Raw genomic sequence first — 23,408 nt, 5'->3', positions numbered from 1 at the left:
ATCCCCAAAGACATAGGCTCGAAAGAACGCCTGTTAATCAATCAAGAAGTTATGACGCAATTCGAGAAGCTCACAAAACCCTCAAAAGGACAAGCTATTAGATTCCTGAACGGACAGCCACAAGTACCTGACAACCCAATTATCCCGTTTATTCGGGGAGATGGTACAGGTGTTGACATTTGGCCTGCCGCCCAAAGAGTGCTCGATGCAGCCATAGAAAGAGCATATGGCAAAAAACGAAATGTCGAATGGTTCAAAGTTTATGCAGGAGATGAGGCTTGTGATCTATATGGGACCTATCAATACCTTCCAGAAGACACCCTAAAAGCTATTCAAACCTACGGTGTCGCAATTAAGGGCCCACTTACAACACCTGTAGGAGGAGGGATTCGATCATTAAATGTTGCTCTTCGACAAATTTTTGACCTGTATTCCTGTGTCCGCCCTTGTCGCTATTACAAAGGCACTCCCAGTCCTCATAAAAGACCAGAGGACCTTGATTTAATTGTGTATAGAGAAAATACGGAAGACATTTATATGGGAATCGAATGGGAAAGTGATGATCCCATCGGGATCAAGCTCAAAGAACATCTAAATAAAGTTGTCATTCCAGCAAACGGCAAACTAGGAAATCGACAAATTCCTGCAGATGCAGGCATAGGAATAAAGCCTGTAAGTAAGAGTGGCAGCCAACGACATATTCGCAAAGCGATTCAACATGCTCTAAAACTGAATGAAAAAAAACGCCACGTCACCCTTGTTCATAAAGGCAATATCATGAAATTTACTGAAGGGTCTTTTCGTGACTGGGGATATGAATTAGCAACTACTGAATTCAGAGAAGTTTGTGTTACAGAGCGAGAAAGCTGGATTCTTGAAAATGATTTTTCCAGCCCCCATCTTGGAATCGAAGGAAATGCAAAACTGATTGAACCTGGCTATGAATCATTAACGCCAGAGAAACAAAAGACAATTTGCGAAGAAATAAAAGAAGTTTTAAATGCAATAGGCAAAAGTCATGGGCATGGAAAATGGCGTGAAATGGTTTTAGTCGACGACAGAATTGCTGACAGCATCTTCCAACAAATCCAAACCAGACCACAGGAATACTCAATCCTTGCAACGTTAAATCTCAATGGTGACTACATATCTGATGCTGCTGCTGCTGTTGTAGGAGGTCTAGGCATGGCTCCTGGGGCAAACATTGGCGATAAGGCAGCGATCTTTGAAGCAACTCATGGAACCGCTCCAAAACATGCAGGTCTAAACCGAATCAACCCAGGTTCGGTGATTTTGAGCGGGGTAATGATGCTTGAGTTTCTTGGGTGGCAAGAAGCAGCAGATCTAATTACAAAAGGGTTAAGCAAATCAATCTCAGATAAAAAAGTTACATATGACCTTGCTCGCCTAATGGATCCACCTGTTGAAGCAATTAGTTGTAGTGGATTTGGAGAAGCTGTGATTGAAAGGTTTTAGATAAAAAACTGCTCAACAGATCGAGCCTCTATTCGATAACCAAAAAAACACTCCCTAGAGAGGCTTGAGAACAGTATTAAAGGAATGAAACACAGAAAAAAGTAACAATCAGGAATGCATCTTAAAGATCTCAGATAAAATTTTAATTTATCTAAACCTAATACATACAAATAAATCATGGACGGAAAGAGAGAATCATCAAGTGCCACAAATAAATACTTCGATTCAGACGTACTAGACCCTTGCATACATTGTGGCTTCTGCCTTCCAACATGTGCAAGTTACAGAGTCTTGGGCACTGAAATGGATTCACCTAGAGGAAGAATACATACTGTTAAAGCTATTGAAAATGGAGAAGTTCAACTAGATGCAACCATTGCACATCATTTCGACACATGTTTAGGCTGTTTTGCTTGTGTAAGTGCATGCCCATCAGGAGTACATTATGACGAGTTAATAGAATCAATAAGACCAAAATTGAACGAAGTAGGAATGCGAGATCCTTGTCAAAATCTATTTAGAAAATTACTTCTACAAGTTCTGCCATATCCGAAACGTTTACGAACTATTCTATTTGCTTTGAGAAATTATTCAGGCAGTAGTTTTCAAAAAATGCTTCGTGAATTTGGTCTTATAAAGCTTTTTGGCAAACAACTTGAGGCGATGGAAGCTTTAATGCCTCCTCTAATTGAGGCAAGCTTTGCAGACAGTTTCCCAGAAATTAATCCATCAAAAGGACCTTATAGAGGCAGAGTGGGCCTTGTTCTAGGTTGCGTTCAACGCTGCTTTGATCCGGAGGTTAACCAAGCAACGCTTGCAGTCTTACAAGCCAATGGTTTTGAAGTTGTCATTCCTAGACAACAAGGCTGCTGTGGAGCTGTTGCCCACCATCAAGGCCTCATGAAGGAGACTATCGAGCTAGGTAAAACACTTGTAGAAAATTTTGGAAAACCAGATAATCAATCAGAGTCAGACCCTTTACCAGCCATAGATGCTGTTTTAATCGCAGCTTCCGGATGTGGACATACCATGAAAGCCTATGGGAAACTTCTCGGTGTAGAGAATACTTTCAAAGTCCCTGTATTTGATATACATGAATTTCTAACTAAAAAAGGACTGCAAAAAAGTTTTCTTGAAAGTCTTCAACCTCTGGGAGATTCAATCGATATCAGCGAACCATATGAAGTTGCATATCATGATCCATGTCATATGATTCATGGTCAAAAAATCTCTCAGCAACCAAGGAAATTATTAGAAGCGATCCCTAATCTTTTAATCCGTGAAGTTGAAGAAATAGGGGTTTGCTGTGGGAGTGCAGGAATCTACAACCTGGTACAGCCTAATGAAGCTAATGAACTTGGTAAAATAAAAGTAAAAGACCTTAAAAAGACAGGTGCAAGTATAATATCAAGCGCAAATATAGGATGCACACTACAAATTCGTCGTCATTTGAATAATAGTTTAAAAGTGGTACATCCCATGCAATTACTTGCCAAATCAGCAGGACTCTATAATTCGCCAAGCATGAATTAATGTCTCTCTATTCCCCAGGTTCCCTGGGAATGTCAAAATAGGTAAATCCGATACACTGCCTTTACTAGAAGCCATAACAATTGAAAGTCCAGGCAAGATCTGACCACTCAAATGAACTAATTTTAAATCCAACCCCTCTTTCAACAATACATTTGTAGTAACACCACCTTTACTAATCAAATAGCCCAACTTAGGAGCTATAGAGCCTGCAACTCTAGCCATCATTCTTGCCAGGAAATATCCAAAATCTAATCTTTGTTTGACTTCAGAAAAATATATCTCTCCACGAGTAGTATACAATACAGGTGTCTTGCCTTCTGTCAGAAGTTCTTGAATTCTTGTTGTAAAATATAACTCTAAATCCTTCACAAGTAATTCTTTCTTTTCGGTCTTAAATATAGTGGCAAGCTTAGCAACAGGCAATTCAATCCCTATGCATTGATTACATTCAAGAAGTGTTTCTAGCTGTAAGTCAGTCAAATTCACATGCGAACCAACAAGAACCATTCCTGGCAACGAATTGCCAAATGAATCATGGCGTCGAAGAGAAGAGATTTCATTTTCCGGCAAAATGCTTGGAACTAATTCCGAAAGGGAGTTGATAAAGCTAGCTGCAGATCGAAATAAAAATTGTTTTTTGCCTATCAAACTTCTAACTACTTCTGCCAAAGCACAAAGTTGTTCTGATCTAAGGGCATCTACAACCACATGTTCATTATCAGTAAAAGAGTCCAAAAGTCTTTTTAAATCTTGCTTTCCCTTGGAACTATTAACAGCAGAATCAAGCTGAGTAAGAGTTATCTTCTTGACAGTTGAAGAAACTATTGAGCCTTGACTTTTTTCTTGCAACCAATTTGCGAGGTCACTAGTGCTATATCCGAACAGTTGATCTGAAGCAAATTCAGTCATATGAACAGGAACGCCATCAAGGAAATGAACGCCATTAATTGTTGTACGACCTCCCTCAAAAAAAGCTGGCACATGTAGCGTTGCATCAAAGGGTCCAAACTCCTGAGCAATCACTTTTGGCTCAAGAACCCAATGACCTCGCAAAGTAGAATCACCTCTGCTAATTAACAAAACCTCGCTTTGAGATAAGTTTTCTGCTCTAATTGCCTCCTTCAAAGCAAAACAAATATCTTTAATACGCTTTGAGGCTTCTTCTGCAAGCAAAGCCCGTGAATTAGCTAATACAAACATTAATGGTGTATTTTTTCGCAATCCCTCTCTAAGAACGTTCAACTCCCAAGAAAGCAACAAAGGGCATCCATAAACCGTCTGAGATCCAGTCGGATCATCGTCAATCACAACAATCTTCATAACACCAAGTGCCTTGAATCAAGAATCACAAAAAAATGCCATGGCAATGGCACCTACATCATCACAGGAGCTAGCTGAACTTGTTGCAGAGCTCCATAAAGAAAACAAGCCCTGGCATCCTTGTGGAATGAATACTCGAATGAATTGGGGGCCTCCCATCAATGGAGATTCACAAGCAATCAGCTCTCGAGGAATACATCAAATTATCCATCATGCAATAGATGATCTAACAATTACGGTTGAAGCAGGCCTATCGCTAACTGAGCTGCAAAAAACACTCTCTGAAAAAGGTCAATGGCTTGCAGTTGACTGGCCATGGGGTAGTTCTCCCATATTGAAACCCAAAAGCACTGGCACTATTGGTGGATTAATTGCTAGGGGCCTTTCAGGAAGTTTGCGGCAAAAACATTTAGGAGTGCGCGATCAATTGATTGGGATAGGGCTAATACGTAGTGATGGATTAGAGGCACATGCTGGTGGCCAAGTAGTCAAAAACGTTGCTGGATATGACTTAATGAGATTACTTTGTGGAAGTTGGGGAAGCTTGGCATTCATTACACAATTAACTTTAAGAACTGAACCAATCAAATCCGCTCATAGCTATTTAACTATTAATGGCAAATTGCAAAACATCGAATCCTTCCGTTCTGAGCTACTTAATTCAAGTTTCACACCTGAATATATTGACTGGAAAAAAGAAACTATCAAGATATGGCATTTGCAATTAGGCTTAGCAAGTGTTACCAATAAAGCGTTAGAAGATCAAATAGAAGGTATACAAAGACTAGCAAATAAGCACGAACTAAAAACTCAACATCAAGAATGGGATGGGCCTCCCAATCTAGATAATACAAGCGAAAACCTTTCAACTAGAAAAATTAACTTTCTTTTACGTATAAATATGCCCCCATCGATGATCATAGAACTCATAAACAGTGAAGAACTGAATTCTCTAAGTTGTTGGGAATGGCGTTTCGGAGCAGGAACAGGTCTGGGTGAAGGTTGGGAAGTTAATTCGCAAACATCCAATTACTTAAAGTCAACAAATGATATAAGTAGACTCAGGAATAAAATAACAAAGTTAGGCGGTCAAGTTGTCATTTTAATTCAACCATTTAACACGATTAATAGAATAAGCGCTTGGAGCAATTCACCATCGGCAGCTTTGATTAAAGCTATTAAAAAACAATTTGATCCGAAGAATCAAATTGCAATAGGTAGACTGCCTGGAGTAAGTAGTTAATCAACATTCAAGAAAGCTACATCTCATTTCTTGCTTACAGCCAGGCTTAATAAATTGAAGGCGGTCGCCAGTGTTTAATGAATTCCTTGGACTAGTCCAAGGTTCTATACAAACCATACTTCTTGGAGGATCTGTCCATATAACACCTAGGTCCATTGGCTTTTCAAAAAGAACTTTTATCTTTTTATTCGCCAAAAAGTCAACCAGAGTAACTGTCTCTAGTGGACTAGAAAGAAAATCGATTCCCTTTTCTAAATAAGAAAGTTCAAGTTCTGTATCACTTTCGATCATAGTTAAATGATTCATACACTTAGAGCACAAACCTTCGATTTTTATTTCTTTCAAGTCCATTACCTTAAAATAAGGGTGTAAACCAAAAGAAAAAGGCATCATATCTTCACTTCTATTAAAAATTGTGATCTTAAAGTCAATAGAACTCTGCATTAGGAATATCTCCATCTCAATTAAGAAATGGTACGGGAAAAGAGATAATGTCTTTTTATTTTCAGTCAAGCTAAGCAGAACACCTTTTTGATCTTTCGTAGGAGTCAGCTCCCATTTACAATCCCTCGCAAATCCATGCTGTGGTATTGAAAAAGATTGATCCAGTAATTGCACAGATCCATCGACAAGACTTCCACAAATAGGAAAAAGAATAGGAATCCCACCGCGAACACTTTTAGATTTTTGTAAAAACCTATTTCCATCAAAATAAATGACATCACGACCATTGCAAAACCACTGAGTAATTAAACCGCCACGTTCAGGCACTATTCTTAATCGGTTACCAGTATCCTCTTGTGATATTTCCCAATGTTCGTAAGGTAAATCTTTCTTCAAAAAAATCATAATTTGGTTCTGAAAGTAAAAAAATTATTCGAATTACTTTATTTCTGATAAAGCCAAAGAAGCATTTCTTCATTAACTCTGTCGGGCACTTCATCATGTGGGCAATGTCCTGCATTTATAAGGACTTCTTTAAATTCTAAAGAGGCCTTTTGTGCAAACAAACGAAATTTATCTTGTTTAGATTTAGCATTCCTCAACCATGGATCATTATCACCCCAAAGCAATAAAAGAGGAGCTTTCAAATCATTAAACAATGCATCCAAGGGCTTTCCCTGTAAACCCCTTGCTTGAAAAACCTTTCGAAAGACTTGAAATGCTCCAGGATCGAGAGAGGGCCTATGGATTGATTCAACAAGATCATCATCAACATTGGTTGAATCAATGTAAACCTGCTGAAGAGTTCTCCTAATCGCCGCAGGTCTACGTAAGTTCTCAAAAATCAGACGTTGTATTAATGGATAAATTAACCAATTCACCAAAATATCTCTAGACAAACCTTTCAGAATCATTCGGCGAATTCTCGAATTCAGGTCCTTCGGCTTAGGCGCAAACTTTTCATCACTGAAATAACCTGCAGCATTAAGCAAAACAACACCAGCGGATTGTGTATCAAGTGCAGCCCCTGCTGCAAGTGCTGCATATCCGCCTAGAGAGTTCCCGACAATTACAGTTGGTCTTCCAATCCGTTCTTTTACATAAGCAACAACCTGATCCTTCCAAAGATCTCCTCCATAATTCAATTCAGAAGGCTTAGCGCTCCTACCAAAACCGAGTAAATCAATTGCATGGACCTCATGGGTTCTTGCTAAGAATGGAATGTTATGCCGCCAATGGTCTGTGGATGCTCCAAAACCATGTACTAGCAAGACTGCTGGGTTAACTTTATAAGGTCTATCTAAAGTGAGATTTTCAGAGGTATTACTAACTGAAAAGACGTCAAAACCTAAATAACTCCAAGGGGAATTTGGACTGGCAACTAAAGAAGACATTCAAAAATGAGCTAACTGTGAAAAGGGTGAAAAAACTATGGACCAAAGTCCCGGAAGACCACAGTAAATCCACTCAGAGATATGGACTTTAGACAAGACCAACAGGATTTGCGGCTACATCGTCAGGAATGGAATTACCTCCTCCAGGGGTTTTATCCTTTAAAACAACTCTTAGTAAGACTGGTGCCAGAAAAGTGGTACCTATAACCATTAATAAAACTGCTGCCTCAAGAGAAGGTGTTAATAAGCCAGCACTAGTCCCAAGTCCAAGAAAAATCAAACCAACCTCTCCTCTGGGCATCATTCCTAGTCCAACAACCAGCCGATCTGTAGGTTTATCAATAATGAAAGACCAACCTGCAGCAATTTTGCCCACAATCGCAACAATCAACATAAATCCAGCCACCACAAGTGCTGAACGACTAGTTGGATCAAGAGGATTGATCACAGACAGATCCATTCCAGCTCCGACTAACACAAAAAAGATTGTTGCGAAAAGAGAAACCAGTGGAAGCACCGACTGTTGAATCGCATGGTTGTTCTTTGAGCTACTCAAAATCAAACCAGCAGCGAAGGCTCCTAATGCTGCCTCCAATCCGATAGCCGTCGCGACAAAACAACTCAGTACAAGAATGACAAAAGAGGCAACAACCACTGCCCCTGGAGCTTTCAACCTCTCAAGTAACCAATCAAAGCCAGGTGCAGCAGTTCTACTGAGAGCGATTGCTCCAATCACAAATAAAGTGGCTGCACCTACCAGCTTGAGAATAGGCGCAATCTCCAAGGCTCCGCCAGTCGCCAAGGCCACAACTACTGCAAGAATAACTATTCCCAAAATGTCATCAAGGACTGCTGCACCAATAACTATCTGCCCTTCACGAGTTTTGAGAAAACCAAGTTCACCAAAAACACTAGCTGTAATTCCAATGCTCGTAGCAGTCATCGAAGCCCCAGCAAACACTGCCGGAATCAAATCAACCTGAAAAATAAACATCAACCCAAAAGTTCCCAAAGCAAACGGGAGAATCACTCCAGCCATTGCAACTGTGAATGCCTGAACACCAACTGCAACAAGCTCTTCGAGCTCACTTTCTAAGCCCGTAAGGAATAACAATGCATATAAACCAAGAGTTGCTACAGCCTGAAGTGATGGGAAAGTTTCAAAATAAAGATCTGGTACTGCTTCAGGTGGCACAGATGCCAATGAACTTATCAAATTTACAAACCCTTCATTCAATTGTGCATTAGTAGTAGGTGGCATAAGTAAATGCAATCCAGAAGCACCTATAACAACCCCTGCCAACAATTCACCAACAATCGTAGGCAAGCTGAGCCTTACTAAGACCTCTGCAAAGGTTCTTGCGGCTACAAAAATAAGTAAGAAATTAATCACCCCAATCAGTGTTTCAGCGACCTCTACATCATGGGTGCTTAGTACTGAAAGGAATGGAGGAAAACACATGAGGTCTGTTCTTGAAATTCTCAGTTAAGAAACATACGTGACCGAGTGACTTGAAAATGGTAGTCAGTTGATATTCCGATAATCATCAACATCTAATCAAGTGTTGATCTGATGTCACTTGCCAACTGATTACGAAAGTAGAGCTAGCGTCTTTTGAAAATTACCGATTGATCTAATAGAAAGCATTCTCTAAATCACACCACCCTTCAAGTGAATCAACCCTGCGAAAACTTCTAAGCATTTCATGAGCAATTCCGAGCCATTAGACCTGCGTCTTCCAACCCCAGGCTGCTACGCAGACCCAGAGAGAGCAGGAATCGATGCAAATGCCGTCTTTGATGGCATGACAGAACACCTTTTTTTTACCTTAGGAAAGCTTGCCCCAACAGCAAGTCTTCATGATCTATACATGGCTTTGAGTTATGCCATAAGAGATCGTCTGATGACGCGCTATTTGGCAACTCTTGAAGCAATTAGAGCAAGACCTCAAAAAAGCGTTGCTTATTTATCTGCAGAATTTTTAATTGGTCCACAACTAAATAACAACCTTTTGAATCTTGGTATTCAAAAAGAAGCAGAGCAGGCACTCAACCGTTTTGGTATTGAATCACTTAATCATATTTTAGAGGTAGAGGAAGAACCTGGCCTGGGCAATGGTGGCCTTGGACGTCTAGCAGCTTGCTATATGGAATCTCTTGCGAGTCTTCAAGTGCCTGCGATCGGATACGGAATCCGTTACGAATTTGGAATCTTTAATCAACTAATACGGAATGGCTGGCAAGTGGAAGTAACTGATAAATGGCTCAAAGGAGGATGGCCATGGGAGCTCCCCCAACCAGATGAATCATGTTTAGTGGGCTTTGGAGGACATACTGAAAATTACATTGACGAGAAAGGAAAATATCGTTCTCGCTGGGTAGCCGCTGAACATGCAATTGGGGTTCCACACGATGTGCCAATGCTTGGATATAAAGTCAACACTTGTAATCGGCTAAGGCTATGGAGGGCCGATGCAACAGAAAGCTTTGATTTTTATGCCTTCAATATTGGAGACTATTACGGAGCAGTTGAAGAAAAAGTTGGATCCGAAACACTTTCTAAAGTCTTATATCCAAATGATGGAACAGATGAAGGACGAAGACTTCGATTAAAACAACAACATTTCTTTGTGAGCTGCTCTTTGCAGGACATGTTGAGGAGCATGGACAAAAGATCTCTTCCACTAGAAGATTTTCCAAAGCATTGGACCGTTCAACTTAATGACACGCACCCAGCAATTGCAGTTGCAGAACTAATGCGTCTTCTTATCGATATTCATCACTTTGAGTGGGACAAAGCTTGGGACATAACAACAAAATCAGTCGCTTATACCAACCACACTCTTCTACCAGAAGCATTAGAAAAATGGGATTTAAATCTCTTCAAAAGTCTTTTACCTCGTCATCTAGAAATAATTTATGAAATCAACCGAAGATTTCTACAACAAGTCAGGCTAAGATATCCAGGAAATGATTTAATCCTTAGAAAATTATCAATTATTGATGAAGATAATTGCAAAGCAATTAGAATGGCAAACTTAGCAACAATTGGAGCTCAAAAAGTAAATGGTGTAGCAGCTCTACATTCTGATTTAATTAAAAGACAGTTATTTCCTGAATTCGCAAAGTTATGGCCCAATAAATTTACAAATGTCACTAATGGTGTTACTCCCCGTAGATGGGTTGCTTTAGCAAATCCAGCTCTTTCTGAATTACTTGATAAACAATTAGGGGAAGAATGGATTACTAACATGGAACTGCTTAAAAAGCTTGAAGAAAAAGTGAATGACACAAATTTTTTAACTGATTTTAGAGCAACTAAACTTCTAGGTAAAAGACAGCTAGCAGGTTATATTCATAGGCAAACAGGAGTCTTAGTAGACCCAGCAAGCATGTTTGATGTACAAGTAAAACGAATACATCAGTACAAGCGGCAACACTTAAATGCTCTACAAATAATTGCTCAATATCTTAGAATTAAAAATGGTATTTCAACAGCTATAGCTCCTCGAACCATAATTTTTGGCGGCAAAGCCGCACCTGGTTATTATATGGCTAAGTTAATAATCAGACTAATCAATGGCATCGCTGATATTATTAATTCAGACCCAGATATGGATGGCCTATTAAGAGTTATCTTCCTTCCAGATTACAATGTAAAGCTTGGCGAGAAAGTATATCCAGCTACGGACTTATCTGAACAAATTTCAACCGCAGGAAAGGAAGCTTCAGGGACTGGAAATATGAAATTTGCAATGAATGGTGCCCTTACTATTGGCACACTAGATGGCGCAAATATTGAGATCCGTGAGCTTGTTGGCAAAGAGAACTTCTTTCTATTTGGAAAAACAGAATCTGAGATCATGCAACTTCGCAGTAGTGGTTATAACCCAAGCGAATATATCAAAGCTTTACCAGAACTCGCTGAAGCAATTCGTCTAATTGAAATTGGCCACTTTAGTAATGGTGATGGAGATCTATTTCGTCCAATTCTCAATAACTTAAAAGGAGAAGACCCATTTTTTGTAATGGCTGATTTTGCAGATTATTTAAGGGCTCAAGACAATGTCAGTCAGGCGTGGAACAACCCAGAACAATGGAACAGAATGGCATTACTAAATACTGCTAGATCGGGTTTTTTCTCATCAGATCGATCGATTCGTGAATACTGCGAAAAGATTTGGAAAGTAGAGCCTCTTCCAGTAGAAATTACCTGTGATGTACGTTGACTGAAAAGAGTTTTAAAAAATAGAAAAATCAACCTCTATCTGGCAAGTCAGGAGTCTGATGCAAAAGCCTATTCAATCGCAATCGATCAACATTCAATGGGTCTGGAGCTAACTCACCCGCTAATTCCCGAAACTTTCCTTCAACCTCTTCAGGAACTTTTACATCAAAAACTCTCTCCATAAGTGCTTCCACTGAATAGAGGTGAGCATTAATATTTTCAAGATCAGCAATAGCTTGCTGCAAGACATCTACATCCTGCGTATTTGAGTCGTCAGAAGAGGGATCATTCCCAGATTCACTACTTTCGAGTGAATGATGTTTCTGGAGATCTTCAAGCACTCTTCCTGCAAGAGTTCTGAAGGACTGCAAAGCAGCCCAATTGAGTTCTTGTTGCTGCCGCAAGGTTGGGAACTCTCGAATTAATCGATCATGCTCCCGATAAAACTTTTGACAGTCAGGGCATTGGCAGGGCTCTTGAGGCACCGAAGTCCCTATAGCTCTTCACTATCATGACATCTACTATGCCGCCATCGAGGAATCATCAAAAGAATCGCCCTCTGATGGATCACCTTCAATGGAATCAGGCAAAGGGATCTCAATGGTAGTAACAACTTGAATCACATCTCTAAGTCGCATTGAATCTGCAAACCAACCCATGGCTTGCTCAGTGTCCCCCCTGCGTTCAGCATCGCTGGCCTGATCCTCATGAGCCTCAGCCAAAAGGGCAAGCCAACAAAGACACCTTGCCTGGACCACTGAAAGATCCAAGTCTGAAGGTTGAGCATTTGCAATGTTCTCACTTTCTTGTTGAACAAGAAGACGTAGCCGTAAATCGTGAAGCTGTGTCATGGAGACTGATTCACTAATCCAACGCTAGCGGCAGTGTAGAAATTGACCACTCCCCCAGATGTAGTACCGACCACTCAAACGAATTAAATCATCCATTACGGGGCTGGCGGGACTCGAACCCACGACCTACGGTTTAGGAAACCGTCGCTCTATCCAGCTGAGCTACAGCCCCATTGAAAGAAAGTTTCTTCAGAGGGCATTATGGACCTTGAAAGCAGGAGAGGTGATCACGATCGAATGTTGCTGTTTTTTAACAGCAAGGATCGATTGAGGAAAGTCCGGGCTCCCCGATGGCCAAGCTTGCTGGGTAACGCCCAGTGCGGGTGACCGTGAGGATAGTGCCACAGAAACACACCGCCGATGACCATTTCCATGGAACAGGCAAGGGTGCAAAGGTGCGGTAAGAGCGCACCAGCAGCATCGAGAGGTGCTGGCTAGGTAAACCCCGGCTAGGAGCAAGGCCTAGGAACGAAGAATCGCCATCTACCTCGTTCCACAGTATGAGCCGCTAGAGGCTACTGGAAACAGTAGTCCCAGATAGATGATCACCCGCTCCTTTGTGGGGCGAACAGAACCCGGCTTACTACCTGCTTTCTCCCTATTCAACTCAAAAAAAGCCAAAGATACATAATTAGAAACACTCTGCTAATGGGAACTATTAATAAAAAATCTCATGAAAGACTCAAGCTCAAGAAGAATGACGATTCAACGTGTAACCGCATTAAGAGAGTTTTTGCGTCGACTAAAAATTGACCATTTTTCTAGCAACTCTCCTTCAAGAAAAAAAACAGAATCCCTTGATTTAATAGACGAAGCACTCACCCATACCTCTGCCAACCAACCAAAGAATCATGAAAAATTAGAATTTCTTGGCGACGCTGTGTTGAGACTTGTGGCTTCAGAGTTCATTGAACGTCACTTTCCAAAAATGAATGTAGGCGAAAGATCCGCACTAAGGGCCCAACTAGTTAGTGACAGATGGCTCGCGGAAGTGGGCGAACAAATCAAAATTGAAGAAGTACTAATTATTGGGAAAAAAGCAGCAGGTGATAGTTTTGGGAAATCAACACTGCAAGCAGAAGCGACAGAAGCCTTGATTGGAGCTATATATCAATATTGGGAAGATCTAGAACCTATCCATACATGGTTGACCCCATATTGGATCAAGGAAAGCGAATCTATACTAGCTAATCCCGAAAATTATAACTGCAAATCAGCCCTACAGGAATGGTGTCAATCGAAAAGAAAATCGGTTCCGGTTTATAGAAGTGAAGAAAAGAATCTTGATCATGGAAATCCAAAAAGATTCTTTTCCAGAGTATATCTAAATGAAGAGTCATTAGGCTTTGGCTGGGGTAGATCTAAGCGTGGATCTGAGCAAGAAGCAGCTCGTCAAGCCCTGGAGAAACTAAAAAGAAATAACACAAAAAATGATAAAGATTAATTTAAATAAAAAACATAATCATATGGAATCAATGAGAAAGTCGTCCAGGCAAGAGAGAACTAGGACAACTCTAAATCCTCTAGAGGAATAGTAACTAACTTGTCCCAATTACCGCCCTCAAAAAGAACTGCGGCTCTTCCAGAACTAATTCTTTGCACAAAACCAGTGTAACCCTTATAGATAGAAGATAAATCTTTCACAATCACAGTTGAACCAGGCAGAATTGGAACTTCCTTTTTTGGCATGGAATCTACTCAAAACATCATTCAAGACATTATCGTGTGAACCTAGTGAAAATGTCTCAAACTGAAAACTGGCTGACAATTGGCAAGATTGTTGCTGCCCAAGGCTTGCAAGGTCAAATTCGAGTCAATCCTAGTACTGACTTTCCAGAACGCTTTACAAAAGCAGGAAAGCGCTGGATATCAACAATGAAAGGATCCCCACCAAAGGTAATCGAATTAATTTCTGGAAGACTTATCCCAGGTAAATCCCTTTATGTGGTGAAGCTCGCAGGAATCAACAATCGAGATCAAGCTGAAGGCTTAATTGGTAAAAGCCTCTTAGTGCCTACTGGTAATCGTCCTAAACTTGCACCAAATGAGTTTCATTTTCTAGATTTAATTGGTCTTAAAGTCTGCCTCAACAAACATGAAGCCTCCATAGGCGAAGTTAAAGGCCTTGAAAGTGCGGGGAATGACCTCTTAGAAGTCGAGCTTTTAAATGGGAAAAAAGTATTAATCCCCTTTGTTAAAGAAATAGTTCCAGAAGTGAACCTTAAAGAAGGCTGGCTAAAACTCACTCCACCGAAGGGTTTATTAGATCTATAAAGAGATCGACAAAATGAAGTTTTTTGCGCGATTCTTAAGAGACTAATCCCTTAAAGAGTGGAAATCAGACCCCTAATCCCTGTAATCCTCTGCGGTGGAACAGGTACACGTCTTTGGCCTCTTTCCAGAGCAAGTTATCCAAAGCAATATTGGGCTCTTGGAGGAGTTGAAGGTGAAACGCTTTTACAACAAACGCAAAAAAGGCTTCAGGGCCTAAAAGGGCTCACTGATCCAATATTGATTTGCCATGAAGATCATCGCTTCATCGTTGCAGAACAAATGCGCCAAATCAGCGTTTCTCCAAAAACCATTCTCTTGGAGCCCATTGGACGTAATACAGCCCCTGCTATAGCCGTTGCTGCCCTTCAAGCAACCGAAAGAGGCAATGATCCTCTTCTTCTAGTGTTATCAGCAGATCATTTAATTCAAAACTGCGAAGAATTTCGTCAAACAATCCAAGTCGGTCGTAAACCTGCAGAAGAAGGACGCCTAGTTACATTCGGGATAGTCCCAACATGCCCTGAAACTGGCTACGGATATATAGAAGCTGGAAAAGCCCCTAATGGACATGAGCGCATCGACATGCCTATTGAGAACTTTTTCGAAAAGCCTAATAAAGAAAAAGCACAAGAATTTCTTTCTGATAACAGATTTACGTGGAATAGCGGAATCTTCCTCTTTAAAGCCAGTGCAATTCTCAGTGAACTAGAGCGACTAGCGCCAGAAATTGTTAGTTCTTGTAGAGCTGCACTTGAAAACGAAATGCCAGATATGGAATTTCTTCGACTTGAAAGAGAAGCTTTCGCAAATTGTCCAAATGTTCCAATTGATGTTGCTGTTATGGAAAAAACTCAACTAGGAAGTGTTATTCCACTAAATGCAGGATGGAGTGATGTTGGAAGCTGGAATGCATTATGGGAAACAGCAAAAAAAGACTCCAATGGTAATAGTTCCTTAGGTCGAGTTATTTCTGAAAACATACAAAATTGCTATATCAGAAGTGAGCATCGACTTATTGTTGGTCTTGGTCTGAAAGACCTTATAATTGTAGAGACTGATGATGCTATTTTAATTGCTGATAGAAGTCAATCACAGCATGTCAAAAATATCGTAAAACAACTAGAGGAAGACGGCAGCCCAGAGGGAAAAGCTCATCGCAAAATATATCGTCCATGGGGCTATTACACCAGCGTTGTAGAAGATACTCGATGGCAAGTTAAAAGAATTGTAGTTAAGCCTGGTGAAAGTCTTTCACTGCAAATGCATCATCATCGAGCAGAACACTGGATAGTAGTAAAAGGAACTGCAATGATTGAACGTGATGGCGAACAACAATTATTAGGAGAAAATGAAAGTACTTATATACCGCTAGGGTGTAAGCATAGATTAACAAATCCAGGAAAAATGCCTATGGAATTAATCGAAATACAAAGTGGTGCCTACCTAGGTGAGGATGATATCGTTAGATTCGAAGATAGGTATAAAAGGATAAACCAAGTGCGTCTAAGTTGACTTATTCAACAGTAACGCTTTTAGCCAAATTCCTCGGTTGGTCTACATCAAGTCCTCTATGAGCTGCAATGTGGTAACTAAGTAATTGCATTGGAATAATAGAAAATAATGGGCTTACCCATTCACTAACCTTAGGTAAAGCTAATAACTCGTCAAAAATCTCTGTATCAGGACCTTCTGGTGCAATGCCAATTAACTGTGCATCTCTCGCCTTTGCTTCTTGAGCATTACTTAGAACCTTATCAAAGACAACACCGGGCATCGCAATTGATATTACTGGGACATAAGGATCAAGCAAAGCGATTGGACCATGCTTCATCTCTCCAGCTGGATAACCCTCTGCATGGATATAGCTAATTTCCTTCAATTTCAAAGCTCCTTCAAGAGCAATAGGGTAGTTTATTCCTCTTCCTAAGAAAATTACATCTTTTGTCTCAGCAAAACGAGGAGCAATAGCTTCTGATAACTTGTCATGTTTTTGGATTAACCCCCTCAATTGATCTGGAACAGATCTCAGTTCATTTATAAGTTCTAATATTTCATCATCAGTACGGCTTTTTCTGCGAGCAGCAAACATTAATGCAAGACCATAAAAAGAAAGCAATTGACCAAGGAATGTTTTAGTGGCAGCTACGCCAACTTCAATACCAGCTCCAATATCAAGAACATTCGATACTTGCCTTGCCAATGAACTTTCAGGTCTATTTGTTACTCCTAACTGACGCGAAGCAAAAGCCTTATCCCCATGTGCATCCCTTCTATCAGCTTCCATCAGAAGAGCTGCAAGGGTATCAGCTGTCTCACCAGACTGAGTGACCCCAATTGTCAACGTATTTGGCTCTAAAGGGGGAGGAGCATATCTAAATTCACTCGCGTAAAACACAGAAGTTGGTATCCCTGAAAATTGCTCTAATAAATGAGCACCGACCAATGCTGCATGGCGACTAGTCCCACAAGCTAAAATTTGAACACGATCTATACCTTCATAAAAAGCCTCGTCAAAGGGCAAAGCAACAGGGTTTCGTGGAGAAAGTCCTTCAGGAAGGTTTCTTGTAACCCATAATTCGGCTATTTCAGGTTGCTCGTGAATTTCCTTCAACATGAAGTGACGAAAATGTCGCCTATCAGCAACATGCTCATAACCTCTCAACAAAGTCGGGCTTCGCTGTTTTCTATTCCCCTCAGAATCGTATAACTCAATTCCTAAAGGAGTTAACAAAGCAATTTCACCATCCTCCATTGGAAGAATTGTTCGAGTAAACCCCGCAAGAGCTGGGGTATCACTTGCACAAAGGAATTCCCCTTCCCCTAAACCAATAAGTAAAGGAGCTTGCCTTCTTGCAACAATTAAAGCTTCAGGAGCTTTTGACCAAACAACTGCAAGAGCATATGCACCGGTCAATTGCATAGAAGCCCTCTGAACTGCAGCTAATAAGCTTGCTCCACTTGCAATTCGGCCTTCCATTTGCAAACGGTCCAATTCCCTTGCAATAAGATGAGGAATTACTTCAGTGTCCGTTTCAGAAGTAAATGTAACTCCTTCAGCTTCAAGATCTTTTCTCAAAGTTCGATGATTTTCGATAATGCCGTTTTGTACTACTGCAATATTCCCTGAAGTATCTCTATGCGGATGAGCATTCCTCTCCTCAGGTTTGCCATGTGTAGCCCATCTTGTGTGGCCAATGCCTAAATGACCTGCAGAACCCTTTTGCTCAACAAGAGCAGTAAGATTAACTAACTTCCCCTCTGCTCGTTGACAGGTAAGAATTCCATCCGTCCCCTTTGAGGAAGATGTAACAGTTGCAAGACCAGCGGAATCGTATCCACGGTATTCCAACTGTTTTAGTCCCTCCAGAAGCAAAGGTGCCGCTTCCCTTGAACCAATAACAGCAACAATTCCGCACATAACAAAAAGCCCGGCAGCGCCGGGCTGAGCTTATGGGGTAAACCGAAAAAAAGAACCCCCCTTTATCCAAAGAATTGGAAAATCAATACGCTAAACCCATACTTCGGGTTGTTTCATCTCCCAAATAAACCCTAATACTTATGAAGTCTGTGGGGCACGCAGTTTCACAACGCTTACAACCAACACAATCTTCTGTTCTTGGAGAGGCTGCAATTTGACCAGCCTTACAGCCGTCCCATGGAACCATCTCCAAAACATCAAGAGGGCAAGCTCTAACGCACTGTGTACAACCAATGCAGGTGTCGTAAATCTTGACTGAATGAGACATGATTCCTTTCCGGATCATATGCGGATGTATCAACGCTAACCCTCAAATGTCCCTCTGGGACAATTTCACAGCTCTGCCGTCACTGTTGTTAACTACAGACCATGAGCTCGTAGGATGCGGAGTCCTATCTTCACGGATATGTCCCAGGAAGAGATTCTCGAAAAAGTACGTTCCATCGTTGCTGAGCAACTCAGCGTAGAAGCTGGCGAAATCAAGCCTGCGTCTAACTTTCAAAACGACCTAGGTGCCGACTCCCTCGACACTGTTGAACTTGTAATGGCTCTTGAGGAGGCATTTGATATAGAAATCCCTGACGAGGCTGCCGAAGGTATCGCCACTGTCGGGGATGCTGTCAAGTACATCGAAGACAAGCAATCCTAAGGAGCACAATGGTGGAGGGTCTCCATCGCGTTGTGGTCACAGGCCTCGGTGCGATAACGCCGATCGGGAATAGCGTCAAGGCCTATCTAGATGGCCTTACTTCAGGTCGCAATGGCGTAACAGCAATCACCTTATTTGATGCTGCTGCCCATGCATGTCGTTTTGCTGCAGAGGTCAAGGACTTTGATCCAACAACCTTTATTGAGCCAAAAGAATCGAAAAGATGGGATCGATTCTCAAAATTTGGCGTAATTGCTGCAAAACAAGCTATCCAAGATTCAGGGTTAACTATTAGTGACAAAAATGCTCCACGTATTGGAGTCATTATTGGATCTGGCGTGGGTGGCTTATTAACGATGGAAAGTCAAGCCCATGTCCTCGCCGAAAAAGGTCCTGGTCGAGTAAGCCCTTTCACCGTGCCCATGATGATCCCAAACATGGCCACGGGTCTTGCCGCAATAGCATTGGGAGCGAAAGGTCCTAGTTCTGCAGTTGCTACTGCATGTGCTGCTGGTTCCAATGCTATTGGCGATGCTTTTCGATTGCTTCAACTTGGAAAAGCAGATGCAATGATTTGTGGTGGTGCCGAAGCAAGCATTACCCCTCTTGGGGTAGCAGGTTTTGCTAGTGCCAAAGCCTTATCTTTCCGAAATGACGATCCTTGCTCGGCTAGCAGACCTTTTGATGCTGAACGAGATGGTTTCGTGATTGGAGAAGGAGCAGGTATTTTGGTCCTCGAAACCCTTGAAAATGCACAATCAAGAGGAGCAACAATTCATGCAGAAATTGTTGGCTATGGGACCACTTGCGATGCTCATCACATCACATCCCCAACACCTGGTGGAATCGGTGGTGCTGAAGCAATGCGTTTAGCCCTTCAAGACGGAAAACTCAACCACCAAGAGGTTGATTACATCAACGCTCATGGAACGAGTACTCCTGCCAATGACAGCAATGAAAGTGCCGCTATCAAAAAAGTCTTCGGTGATAAAGCCAAACAACTTCCAGTTAGTTCAACAAAATCTATGACTGGCCATCTTCTTGGTGGGTCTGGTGGGATTGAAGCAGTGGCATGTGTGCTTGCGCTAAAGCACCAAGTAATCCCACCAACAATCAATTACTCCAATCCTGATCCCGACTGTGATCTGGACTACGTGCCTAATACTGCAAGAGAAAGCAGCCTAAAAGTAGTGCTGTCGAACTCATTTGGGTTCGGAGGCCACAACGTCTGCCTTGCATTCCGAAGGATGTCCTAAGCGGGCTTCAACCGCCGCCATCCCTCTCCATAAACCTCATCTATCTACGCATTCCCCCATTAAAACCATGGTCGCAGCGCCCGCTTCCCTTGACACACTCTGCGTTAACAGCATCAGGATGCTCGCAGTAGATGCTGTAAACAAGTCCAATAGCGGCCATCCAGGCCTTCCTATGGGCTGCGCTCCAATGGGTTATGCCCTCTGGGATAAATTTCTTAGCCACAATCCCAAAAATCCTAATTGGTTTAATCGCGATCGCTTTGTCCTATCCGCTGGTCATGGCTGCATGCTGCTATATGCACTGCTTCACCTAACTGGCTATGAATCAGTCTCAATAGAAGACATAAAGCAATTCAGACAATGGGGGTCTCGCACACCAGGCCACCCAGAAACATTTGAAACAGCCGGAGTAGAAGTTACAGCGGGTCCACTAGGCGCTGGCATATCTAATGCTGTGGGCTTAGCCATTGCAGAGGCACATCTCGCTGCAAAATTCAACAAAGTTGACTCAACAATTGTTGATCATTTCACATACGTAGTAATGGGAGATGGATGCAATCAAGAAGGTGTATCGGCTGAAGCATGCTCATTAGCTGGTCATCTTAAATTAGGAAAATTAATAGCGCTTTATGATGACAACCAAATAACTATTGATGGACGTACAGATGTATCATTTACGGAAGATGTTTTAAAGCGTTATGAAGCCTATGGCTGGCATGTTCAACATGTAAAGGATGGAAATAGTGACATCAATTCGATTGCAAAAGCTATTTCAGAAGCAAAATCAGTCATCGATAAACCTTCGATCATAAAAATAAGTACAACTATTGGATATGGTTCGCCTAATAAAAGTGATACTGCAGGTGTACATGGTGCTCCCCTCGGAGAGGAGGAAGCAGCCCTTACAAGAAAACAACTGGATTGGAATTTTCCACCATTTGAGATTCCTCAGGAAGTCTATGATCAATTCAGGCAAGCAATTCAAAAAGGTGAATTAGCTGAGTCTAAATGGAATGAGTCCCTAGCTAATTACCGTCAGAAATATCCTCAGGAAGCAAAAGAATTTGAAAGAATGCTACGTGGAGAACTACCAAAAGACTGGGATAAAAATCTTCCAACCTATACCGAAAATGACAAAGGGCTTGCAACCCGTAAACACTCGCAAATATGCCTTGGAGAATTAGGGCCAAATCTACCCGAATTAATCGGCGGATCAGCAGATCTTACTCATTCAAATTACACTGACATTAAAGGTGAGACAGGATCTTTTCAAGCAGAAACTCCGAACAAACGTTATTTACACTTTGGGGTAAGAGAACATGCAATGGCAGCAATTCTCAATGGAATTGCATATCACAAAAGTGGGCTAATTCCTTATGGGGGAACATTCCTTGTCTTTGCTGACTACATGAGAGGTTCTATGCGCCTTTCAGCTCTCAGCGAATTAGGTGTTATCTATGTACTAACTCATGACTCAATAGGAGTGGGGGAAGATGGTCCAACTCATCAACCAATAGAAACAATTCCATCGCTCAGAGCAATTCCAAACATGCTCGTTTTCCGACCTGGTGATGGCAACGAAACAAGTGGGGCGTACAAAGTAGCCATCAAGAATCGAAACCGTCCTAGCTCTCTTTGTTTAAGCAGACAAGGTATGGCAAATCAAGTGAATTCTTCTATAGACAAAGTTGCACTAGGTGGATATGTACTAGTTGATTGTGAAAGCAAGCCTGATCTAATTTTAATAGGAACAGGAAGCGAGCTTGATCTATGTGTTCAAGCAAGCAAACAACTATCTTCTGAAGGGCACAATGTAAGGGTTGTTTCAATGCCTTGTGTTGAACTTTTTGAAGAGCAATCTACAGAATACAAAGAGGCAGTATTGCCAAATTCAATAAGAAAAAGACTGGTTGTTGAAGCTGCAGAATCATTCGGCTGGCATAAATATATTGGCCTTGATGGTGACAGTATTACGATGGGGAGCTTTGGTGCATCTGCTCCAGGTGGAACTTGTATGGAAAAATTTGGATTCACTGTAGAAAATGTAATTACCAAAGCCAAAGCTCTTCTTGGTTAATTAATTAATGATTAATTATCAGAATTATTCTGATTCAGCATACCTAGCCAACGTCTACTTAGAATTGGCTAGGTATGCTTTTTCTTATCGAAGCAAATTGAAAAACACAAATCAAACCTAAACATGCACAGTCAAAAACAAGATAAAATTATGGCAAACAAAAATACCTATCATAGAAATCTTGTAACTGGAGGAGCAGGATTTCTAGGTTCACATCTAATAGATAAGCTAATGCATCAAGGCGAAGAGGTTATCTGTTTAGACAACTATTTTACTGGTATAAAAGCTAATGTCTCGCAATGGATTGGACATCCGCGTTTCGAATTAATCCGTCATGATGTAACCGAACCAATTCGTCTGGAAGTTGACAGAATTTGGCATTTAGCCTGTCCAGCATCTCCTATCCATTACCAATTCAATCCAATTAAAACTGCCAAAACAAGTTTTCTTGGAACATACAATATGCTTGGCCTAGCAAGAAGGGTTGGAGCGAGGCTTTTATTTGCCAGCACAAGCGAAGTATATGGTAATCCTGAGATACATCCTCAACCAGAAACCTATAAAGGGTCAGTCAATACTCTAGGAACAAGAAGTTGTTATGACGAAGGGAAAAGAATCGCTGAGACTCTTTGCTTTGACTACAAAAGAATGCACAATACAGAAATAAGGTTGATCAGAATCTTTAATACATATGGACCAAGAATGCTCCCCAAGGATGGACGAGTTATCAGTAATTTTGTAACCCAAGCCTTGAGAAATGAGCCAATTACTATCTATGGAGATGGAAATCAGACAAGATCATTCTGTTATGTAGATGATCTTATTGAAGGTATGGTTCTACTTATGAATGGTCAATATGAAGGTCCTGTCAATATGGGTAACCCTGAAGAATTTACAATTAGAGAATTAGCTGAATTAATACGTTCAAAAGTTAACCCACAACTACGCCTTATAATGAAGCCCCTACCAAGCGATGACCCACTGAAAAGACAGCCTATTATCGAATTAGCGAAAAAAGAGCTGGAGTGGGAGCCTAAGATCAATCTTAATGAAGGTTTAAATAAAACTATAAAGTGGTTCAAAGAACACTTGATTGACTAAAAGTCAAAAGTAGCTTAAGTAAATAAGTGCCAGTATTCAAGCTGCTAATCTCCGATATCAAAAATTCAATCTATCCAAAACAGT

Annotated in this window: 20 protein-coding genes, 1 tRNA gene and 1 other RNA gene; 12 read left to right on the top strand and 10 right to left on the bottom strand. The window is 41.2% G+C overall.

Features of this window, described 5'->3' with window-relative positions:
- The first annotated feature begins 51 nt into the window (after window positions 1-51).
- Both SOI84_RS06985 and SOI84_RS06980 read left to right on the top strand, forming a co-directional pair.
- The gene (locus SOI84_RS06985; protein ID WP_320673832.1) at window positions 52-1,476 is read left to right on the top strand and encodes an NADP-dependent isocitrate dehydrogenase; all 1,425 of its coding nucleotides are present in this window, start codon (window positions 52-54) and stop codon (window positions 1,474-1,476) included.
- 177 nt (window positions 1,477-1,653) lie between these two features.
- The gene (locus SOI84_RS06980; protein WP_320673831.1) at window positions 1,654-3,009 is read left to right on the top strand and encodes a (Fe-S)-binding protein; all 1,356 of its coding nucleotides are present in this window, start codon (window positions 1,654-1,656) and stop codon (window positions 3,007-3,009) included.
- Here SOI84_RS06980 and SOI84_RS06975 read toward each other — a convergent pair.
- On the bottom strand, window positions 2,974-4,329 hold the full coding sequence (locus SOI84_RS06975; RefSeq protein WP_320673830.1) for a four-carbon acid sugar kinase family protein: 1,356 nt from the start codon (window positions 4,327-4,329) through the stop codon (window positions 2,974-2,976). The genes SOI84_RS06980 and SOI84_RS06975 overlap by 36 nt on opposite strands.
- Window positions 4,330-4,342: 13 nt before the next feature.
- Between SOI84_RS06975 and SOI84_RS06970 the strand changes: the two genes are divergently transcribed.
- Window positions 4,343-5,572 (top strand): FAD-binding oxidoreductase, encoded by a 1,230-nt coding sequence (locus SOI84_RS06970; RefSeq protein WP_320673829.1) that lies wholly within the window; start codon window positions 4,343-4,345, stop codon window positions 5,570-5,572.
- Here the strand turns inward: SOI84_RS06970 and SOI84_RS06965 are convergent, their stop codons facing one another.
- From SOI84_RS06965 to SOI84_RS06955, 3 genes are all read right to left on the bottom strand, one after another.
- Complete coding sequence (locus SOI84_RS06965) at window positions 5,573-6,421, bottom strand: galactose mutarotase (protein ID WP_320673828.1); 849 nt, start codon at window positions 6,419-6,421, stop codon at window positions 5,573-5,575.
- Window positions 6,422-6,459: 38 nt separating this feature from the next.
- The gene (locus SOI84_RS06960; RefSeq protein ID WP_320673827.1) at window positions 6,460-7,410 is read right to left on the bottom strand and encodes an alpha/beta fold hydrolase; all 951 of its coding nucleotides are present in this window, start codon (window positions 7,408-7,410) and stop codon (window positions 6,460-6,462) included.
- Between the two features lie 88 nt (window positions 7,411-7,498).
- Window positions 7,499-8,872, bottom strand: a complete 1,374-nt coding sequence (locus tag SOI84_RS06955; RefSeq protein ID WP_320673826.1) for a cation:proton antiporter — start codon at window positions 8,870-8,872, stop codon at window positions 7,499-7,501.
- Between the two features lie 244 nt (window positions 8,873-9,116).
- Here SOI84_RS06955 and SOI84_RS06950 point away from each other — a divergent pair, with 244 nt between their 5' ends.
- Window positions 9,117-11,639, top strand: coding sequence for a glycogen/starch/alpha-glucan phosphorylase (locus tag SOI84_RS06950; protein ID WP_320673825.1), 2,523 nt, complete (start codon window positions 9,117-9,119; stop codon window positions 11,637-11,639).
- Window positions 11,640-11,667: 28 nt separating this feature from the next.
- Here SOI84_RS06950 and SOI84_RS06945 read toward each other — a convergent pair whose 3' ends face one another.
- The 3 genes from SOI84_RS06945 to SOI84_RS06935 form a co-directional block, all read right to left on the bottom strand.
- On the bottom strand, window positions 11,668-12,123 hold the full coding sequence (locus tag SOI84_RS06945) for a hypothetical protein (protein WP_320673824.1): 456 nt from the start codon (window positions 12,121-12,123) through the stop codon (window positions 11,668-11,670).
- 36 nt (window positions 12,124-12,159) lie between these two features.
- Window positions 12,160-12,489 (bottom strand): hypothetical protein, encoded by a 330-nt coding sequence (locus tag SOI84_RS06940; RefSeq protein WP_320673823.1) that lies wholly within the window; start codon window positions 12,487-12,489, stop codon window positions 12,160-12,162.
- 98 nt (window positions 12,490-12,587) lie between these two features.
- Window positions 12,588-12,661 (bottom strand) — tRNA-Arg (locus tag SOI84_RS06935).
- A gap of 39 nt (window positions 12,662-12,700) precedes the next feature.
- On the opposite strand from SOI84_RS06935, the gene rnpB reads away from it, so the two are divergent.
- Both rnpB and rnc read left to right on the top strand, forming a co-directional pair.
- An RNA gene (gene rnpB / locus SOI84_RS06930) (RNase P RNA component class A) lies at window positions 12,701-13,087 on the top strand.
- A gap of 75 nt (window positions 13,088-13,162) precedes the next feature.
- Window positions 13,163-13,933, top strand: coding sequence for a ribonuclease III (gene rnc / locus SOI84_RS06925; RefSeq protein WP_320673822.1), 771 nt, complete (start codon window positions 13,163-13,165; stop codon window positions 13,931-13,933).
- Window positions 13,934-13,992: 59 nt separating this feature from the next.
- Here the strand turns inward: rnc and SOI84_RS06920 are convergent, their stop codons facing one another.
- Window positions 13,993-14,178 (bottom strand): NAD(P)H dehydrogenase subunit NdhS, encoded by a 186-nt coding sequence (locus SOI84_RS06920; RefSeq protein WP_320673821.1) that lies wholly within the window; start codon window positions 14,176-14,178, stop codon window positions 13,993-13,995.
- A gap of 51 nt (window positions 14,179-14,229) precedes the next feature.
- Here SOI84_RS06920 and rimM point away from each other — a divergent pair, with 51 nt between their 5' ends.
- Both rimM and SOI84_RS06910 read left to right on the top strand, forming a co-directional pair.
- Window positions 14,230-14,763, top strand: a complete 534-nt coding sequence (gene rimM / locus SOI84_RS06915) for a ribosome maturation factor RimM (protein ID WP_320673820.1) — start codon at window positions 14,230-14,232, stop codon at window positions 14,761-14,763.
- A 57-nt stretch (window positions 14,764-14,820) separates the two neighbouring features.
- Window positions 14,821-16,275 carry a mannose-1-phosphate guanylyltransferase/mannose-6-phosphate isomerase gene (locus tag SOI84_RS06910; RefSeq protein ID WP_320673819.1) on the top strand — a complete coding sequence of 485 codons (1,455 nt, stop codon included), beginning with the start codon at window positions 14,821-14,823 and terminating at the stop codon, window positions 16,273-16,275.
- Between the two features lies 1 nt (window position 16,276).
- Here SOI84_RS06910 and glmS read toward each other — a convergent pair whose 3' ends face one another.
- Window positions 16,277-18,181: a glutamine--fructose-6-phosphate transaminase (isomerizing) gene (gene glmS, locus SOI84_RS06905; RefSeq protein WP_320673818.1), complete on the bottom strand. Its 1,905-nt coding sequence runs from the start codon at window positions 18,179-18,181 to the stop codon at window positions 16,277-16,279.
- Window positions 18,182-18,263: 82 nt separating this feature from the next.
- A complete protein-coding gene (psaC, locus tag SOI84_RS06900; protein ID WP_320673817.1) occupies window positions 18,264-18,509 on the bottom strand; it encodes a photosystem I iron-sulfur center protein PsaC in 246 nt (81 codons plus the stop codon).
- Window positions 18,510-18,647: 138 nt separating this feature from the next.
- Here psaC and acpP point away from each other — a divergent pair, with 138 nt between their 5' ends.
- The 4 genes from acpP to SOI84_RS06880 all read left to right on the top strand — a co-directional run bounded on the left by acpP (window position 18,648) and on the right by SOI84_RS06880 (window position 23,324).
- Entirely contained in the window at window positions 18,648-18,890 is a 243-nt protein-coding gene (gene acpP, locus SOI84_RS06895) for an acyl carrier protein (RefSeq protein ID WP_320673816.1), read from the top strand.
- A gap of 8 nt (window positions 18,891-18,898) precedes the next feature.
- On the top strand, window positions 18,899-20,146 hold the full coding sequence (gene fabF / locus SOI84_RS06890; RefSeq protein WP_320673815.1) for a beta-ketoacyl-ACP synthase II: 1,248 nt from the start codon (window positions 18,899-18,901) through the stop codon (window positions 20,144-20,146).
- Between the two features lie 67 nt (window positions 20,147-20,213).
- Entirely contained in the window at window positions 20,214-22,223 is a 2,010-nt protein-coding gene (tkt, locus tag SOI84_RS06885; protein WP_320673814.1) for a transketolase, read from the top strand.
- Between the two features lie 123 nt (window positions 22,224-22,346).
- Window positions 22,347-23,324: a UDP-glucuronic acid decarboxylase family protein gene (locus SOI84_RS06880; protein ID WP_320673813.1), complete on the top strand. Its 978-nt coding sequence runs from the start codon at window positions 22,347-22,349 to the stop codon at window positions 23,322-23,324.
- The last annotated feature ends 84 nt before the right edge of the window (window positions 23,325-23,408 follow it).

It is taken from the genome of Prochlorococcus sp. MIT 1341, assembly GCF_034092415.1.
In the GTDB taxonomy this organism is placed as follows: Bacteria; Cyanobacteriota; Cyanobacteriia; order PCC-6307; family Cyanobiaceae; genus AG-363-P08.
The sequence above is the reverse complement of the archived record's forward strand: the minus strand, read 5'-3'. Positions and strand labels throughout refer to the sequence as shown.

Excerpts from the sequence above, each read along its gene's own strand:
- SOI84_RS06985 (WP_320673832.1), top strand. The coding sequence starts at position 52 with ATGACGCAATTCGAGAAGCTCACAAAACCCTCAAAAGGACAAGCTATT.
- SOI84_RS06980 (WP_320673831.1), top strand. The coding sequence starts at position 1,654 with ATGGACGGAAAGAGAGAATCATCAAGTGCCACAAATAAATACTTCGAT.
- SOI84_RS06975 (WP_320673830.1), bottom strand. The coding sequence starts at position 4,329 with ATGAAGATTGTTGTGATTGACGATGATCCGACTGGATCTCAGACGGTT.
- SOI84_RS06965 (WP_320673828.1), bottom strand. The coding sequence starts at position 6,421 with ATGATTTTTTTGAAGAAAGATTTACCTTACGAACATTGGGAAATATCA.
- SOI84_RS06960 (WP_320673827.1), bottom strand. The coding sequence starts at position 7,410 with ATGTCTTCTTTAGTTGCCAGTCCAAATTCCCCTTGGAGTTATTTAGGT.
- SOI84_RS06955 (WP_320673826.1), bottom strand. The coding sequence starts at position 8,872 with ATGTGTTTTCCTCCATTCCTTTCAGTACTAAGCACCCATGATGTAGAG.
- SOI84_RS06950 (WP_320673825.1), top strand. The coding sequence starts at position 9,117 with ATGAGCAATTCCGAGCCATTAGACCTGCGTCTTCCAACCCCAGGCTGC.
- SOI84_RS06940 (WP_320673823.1), bottom strand. The coding sequence starts at position 12,489 with ATGACACAGCTTCACGATTTACGGCTACGTCTTCTTGTTCAACAAGAA.
- rnc (WP_320673822.1), top strand. The coding sequence starts at position 13,163 with ATGAAAGACTCAAGCTCAAGAAGAATGACGATTCAACGTGTAACCGCA.
- SOI84_RS06920 (WP_320673821.1), bottom strand. The coding sequence starts at position 14,178 with ATGCCAAAAAAGGAAGTTCCAATTCTGCCTGGTTCAACTGTGATTGTG.
- rimM (WP_320673820.1), top strand. The coding sequence starts at position 14,230 with ATGTCTCAAACTGAAAACTGGCTGACAATTGGCAAGATTGTTGCTGCC.
- glmS (WP_320673818.1), bottom strand. The coding sequence starts at position 18,181 with ATGTGCGGAATTGTTGCTGTTATTGGTTCAAGGGAAGCGGCACCTTTG.
- psaC (WP_320673817.1), bottom strand. The coding sequence starts at position 18,509 with ATGTCTCATTCAGTCAAGATTTACGACACCTGCATTGGTTGTACACAG.
- acpP (WP_320673816.1), top strand. The coding sequence starts at position 18,648 with ATGTCCCAGGAAGAGATTCTCGAAAAAGTACGTTCCATCGTTGCTGAG.
- fabF (WP_320673815.1), top strand. The coding sequence starts at position 18,899 with ATGGTGGAGGGTCTCCATCGCGTTGTGGTCACAGGCCTCGGTGCGATA.
- tkt (WP_320673814.1), top strand. The coding sequence starts at position 20,214 with ATGGTCGCAGCGCCCGCTTCCCTTGACACACTCTGCGTTAACAGCATC.
- SOI84_RS06880 (WP_320673813.1), top strand. The coding sequence starts at position 22,347 with ATGCACAGTCAAAAACAAGATAAAATTATGGCAAACAAAAATACCTAT.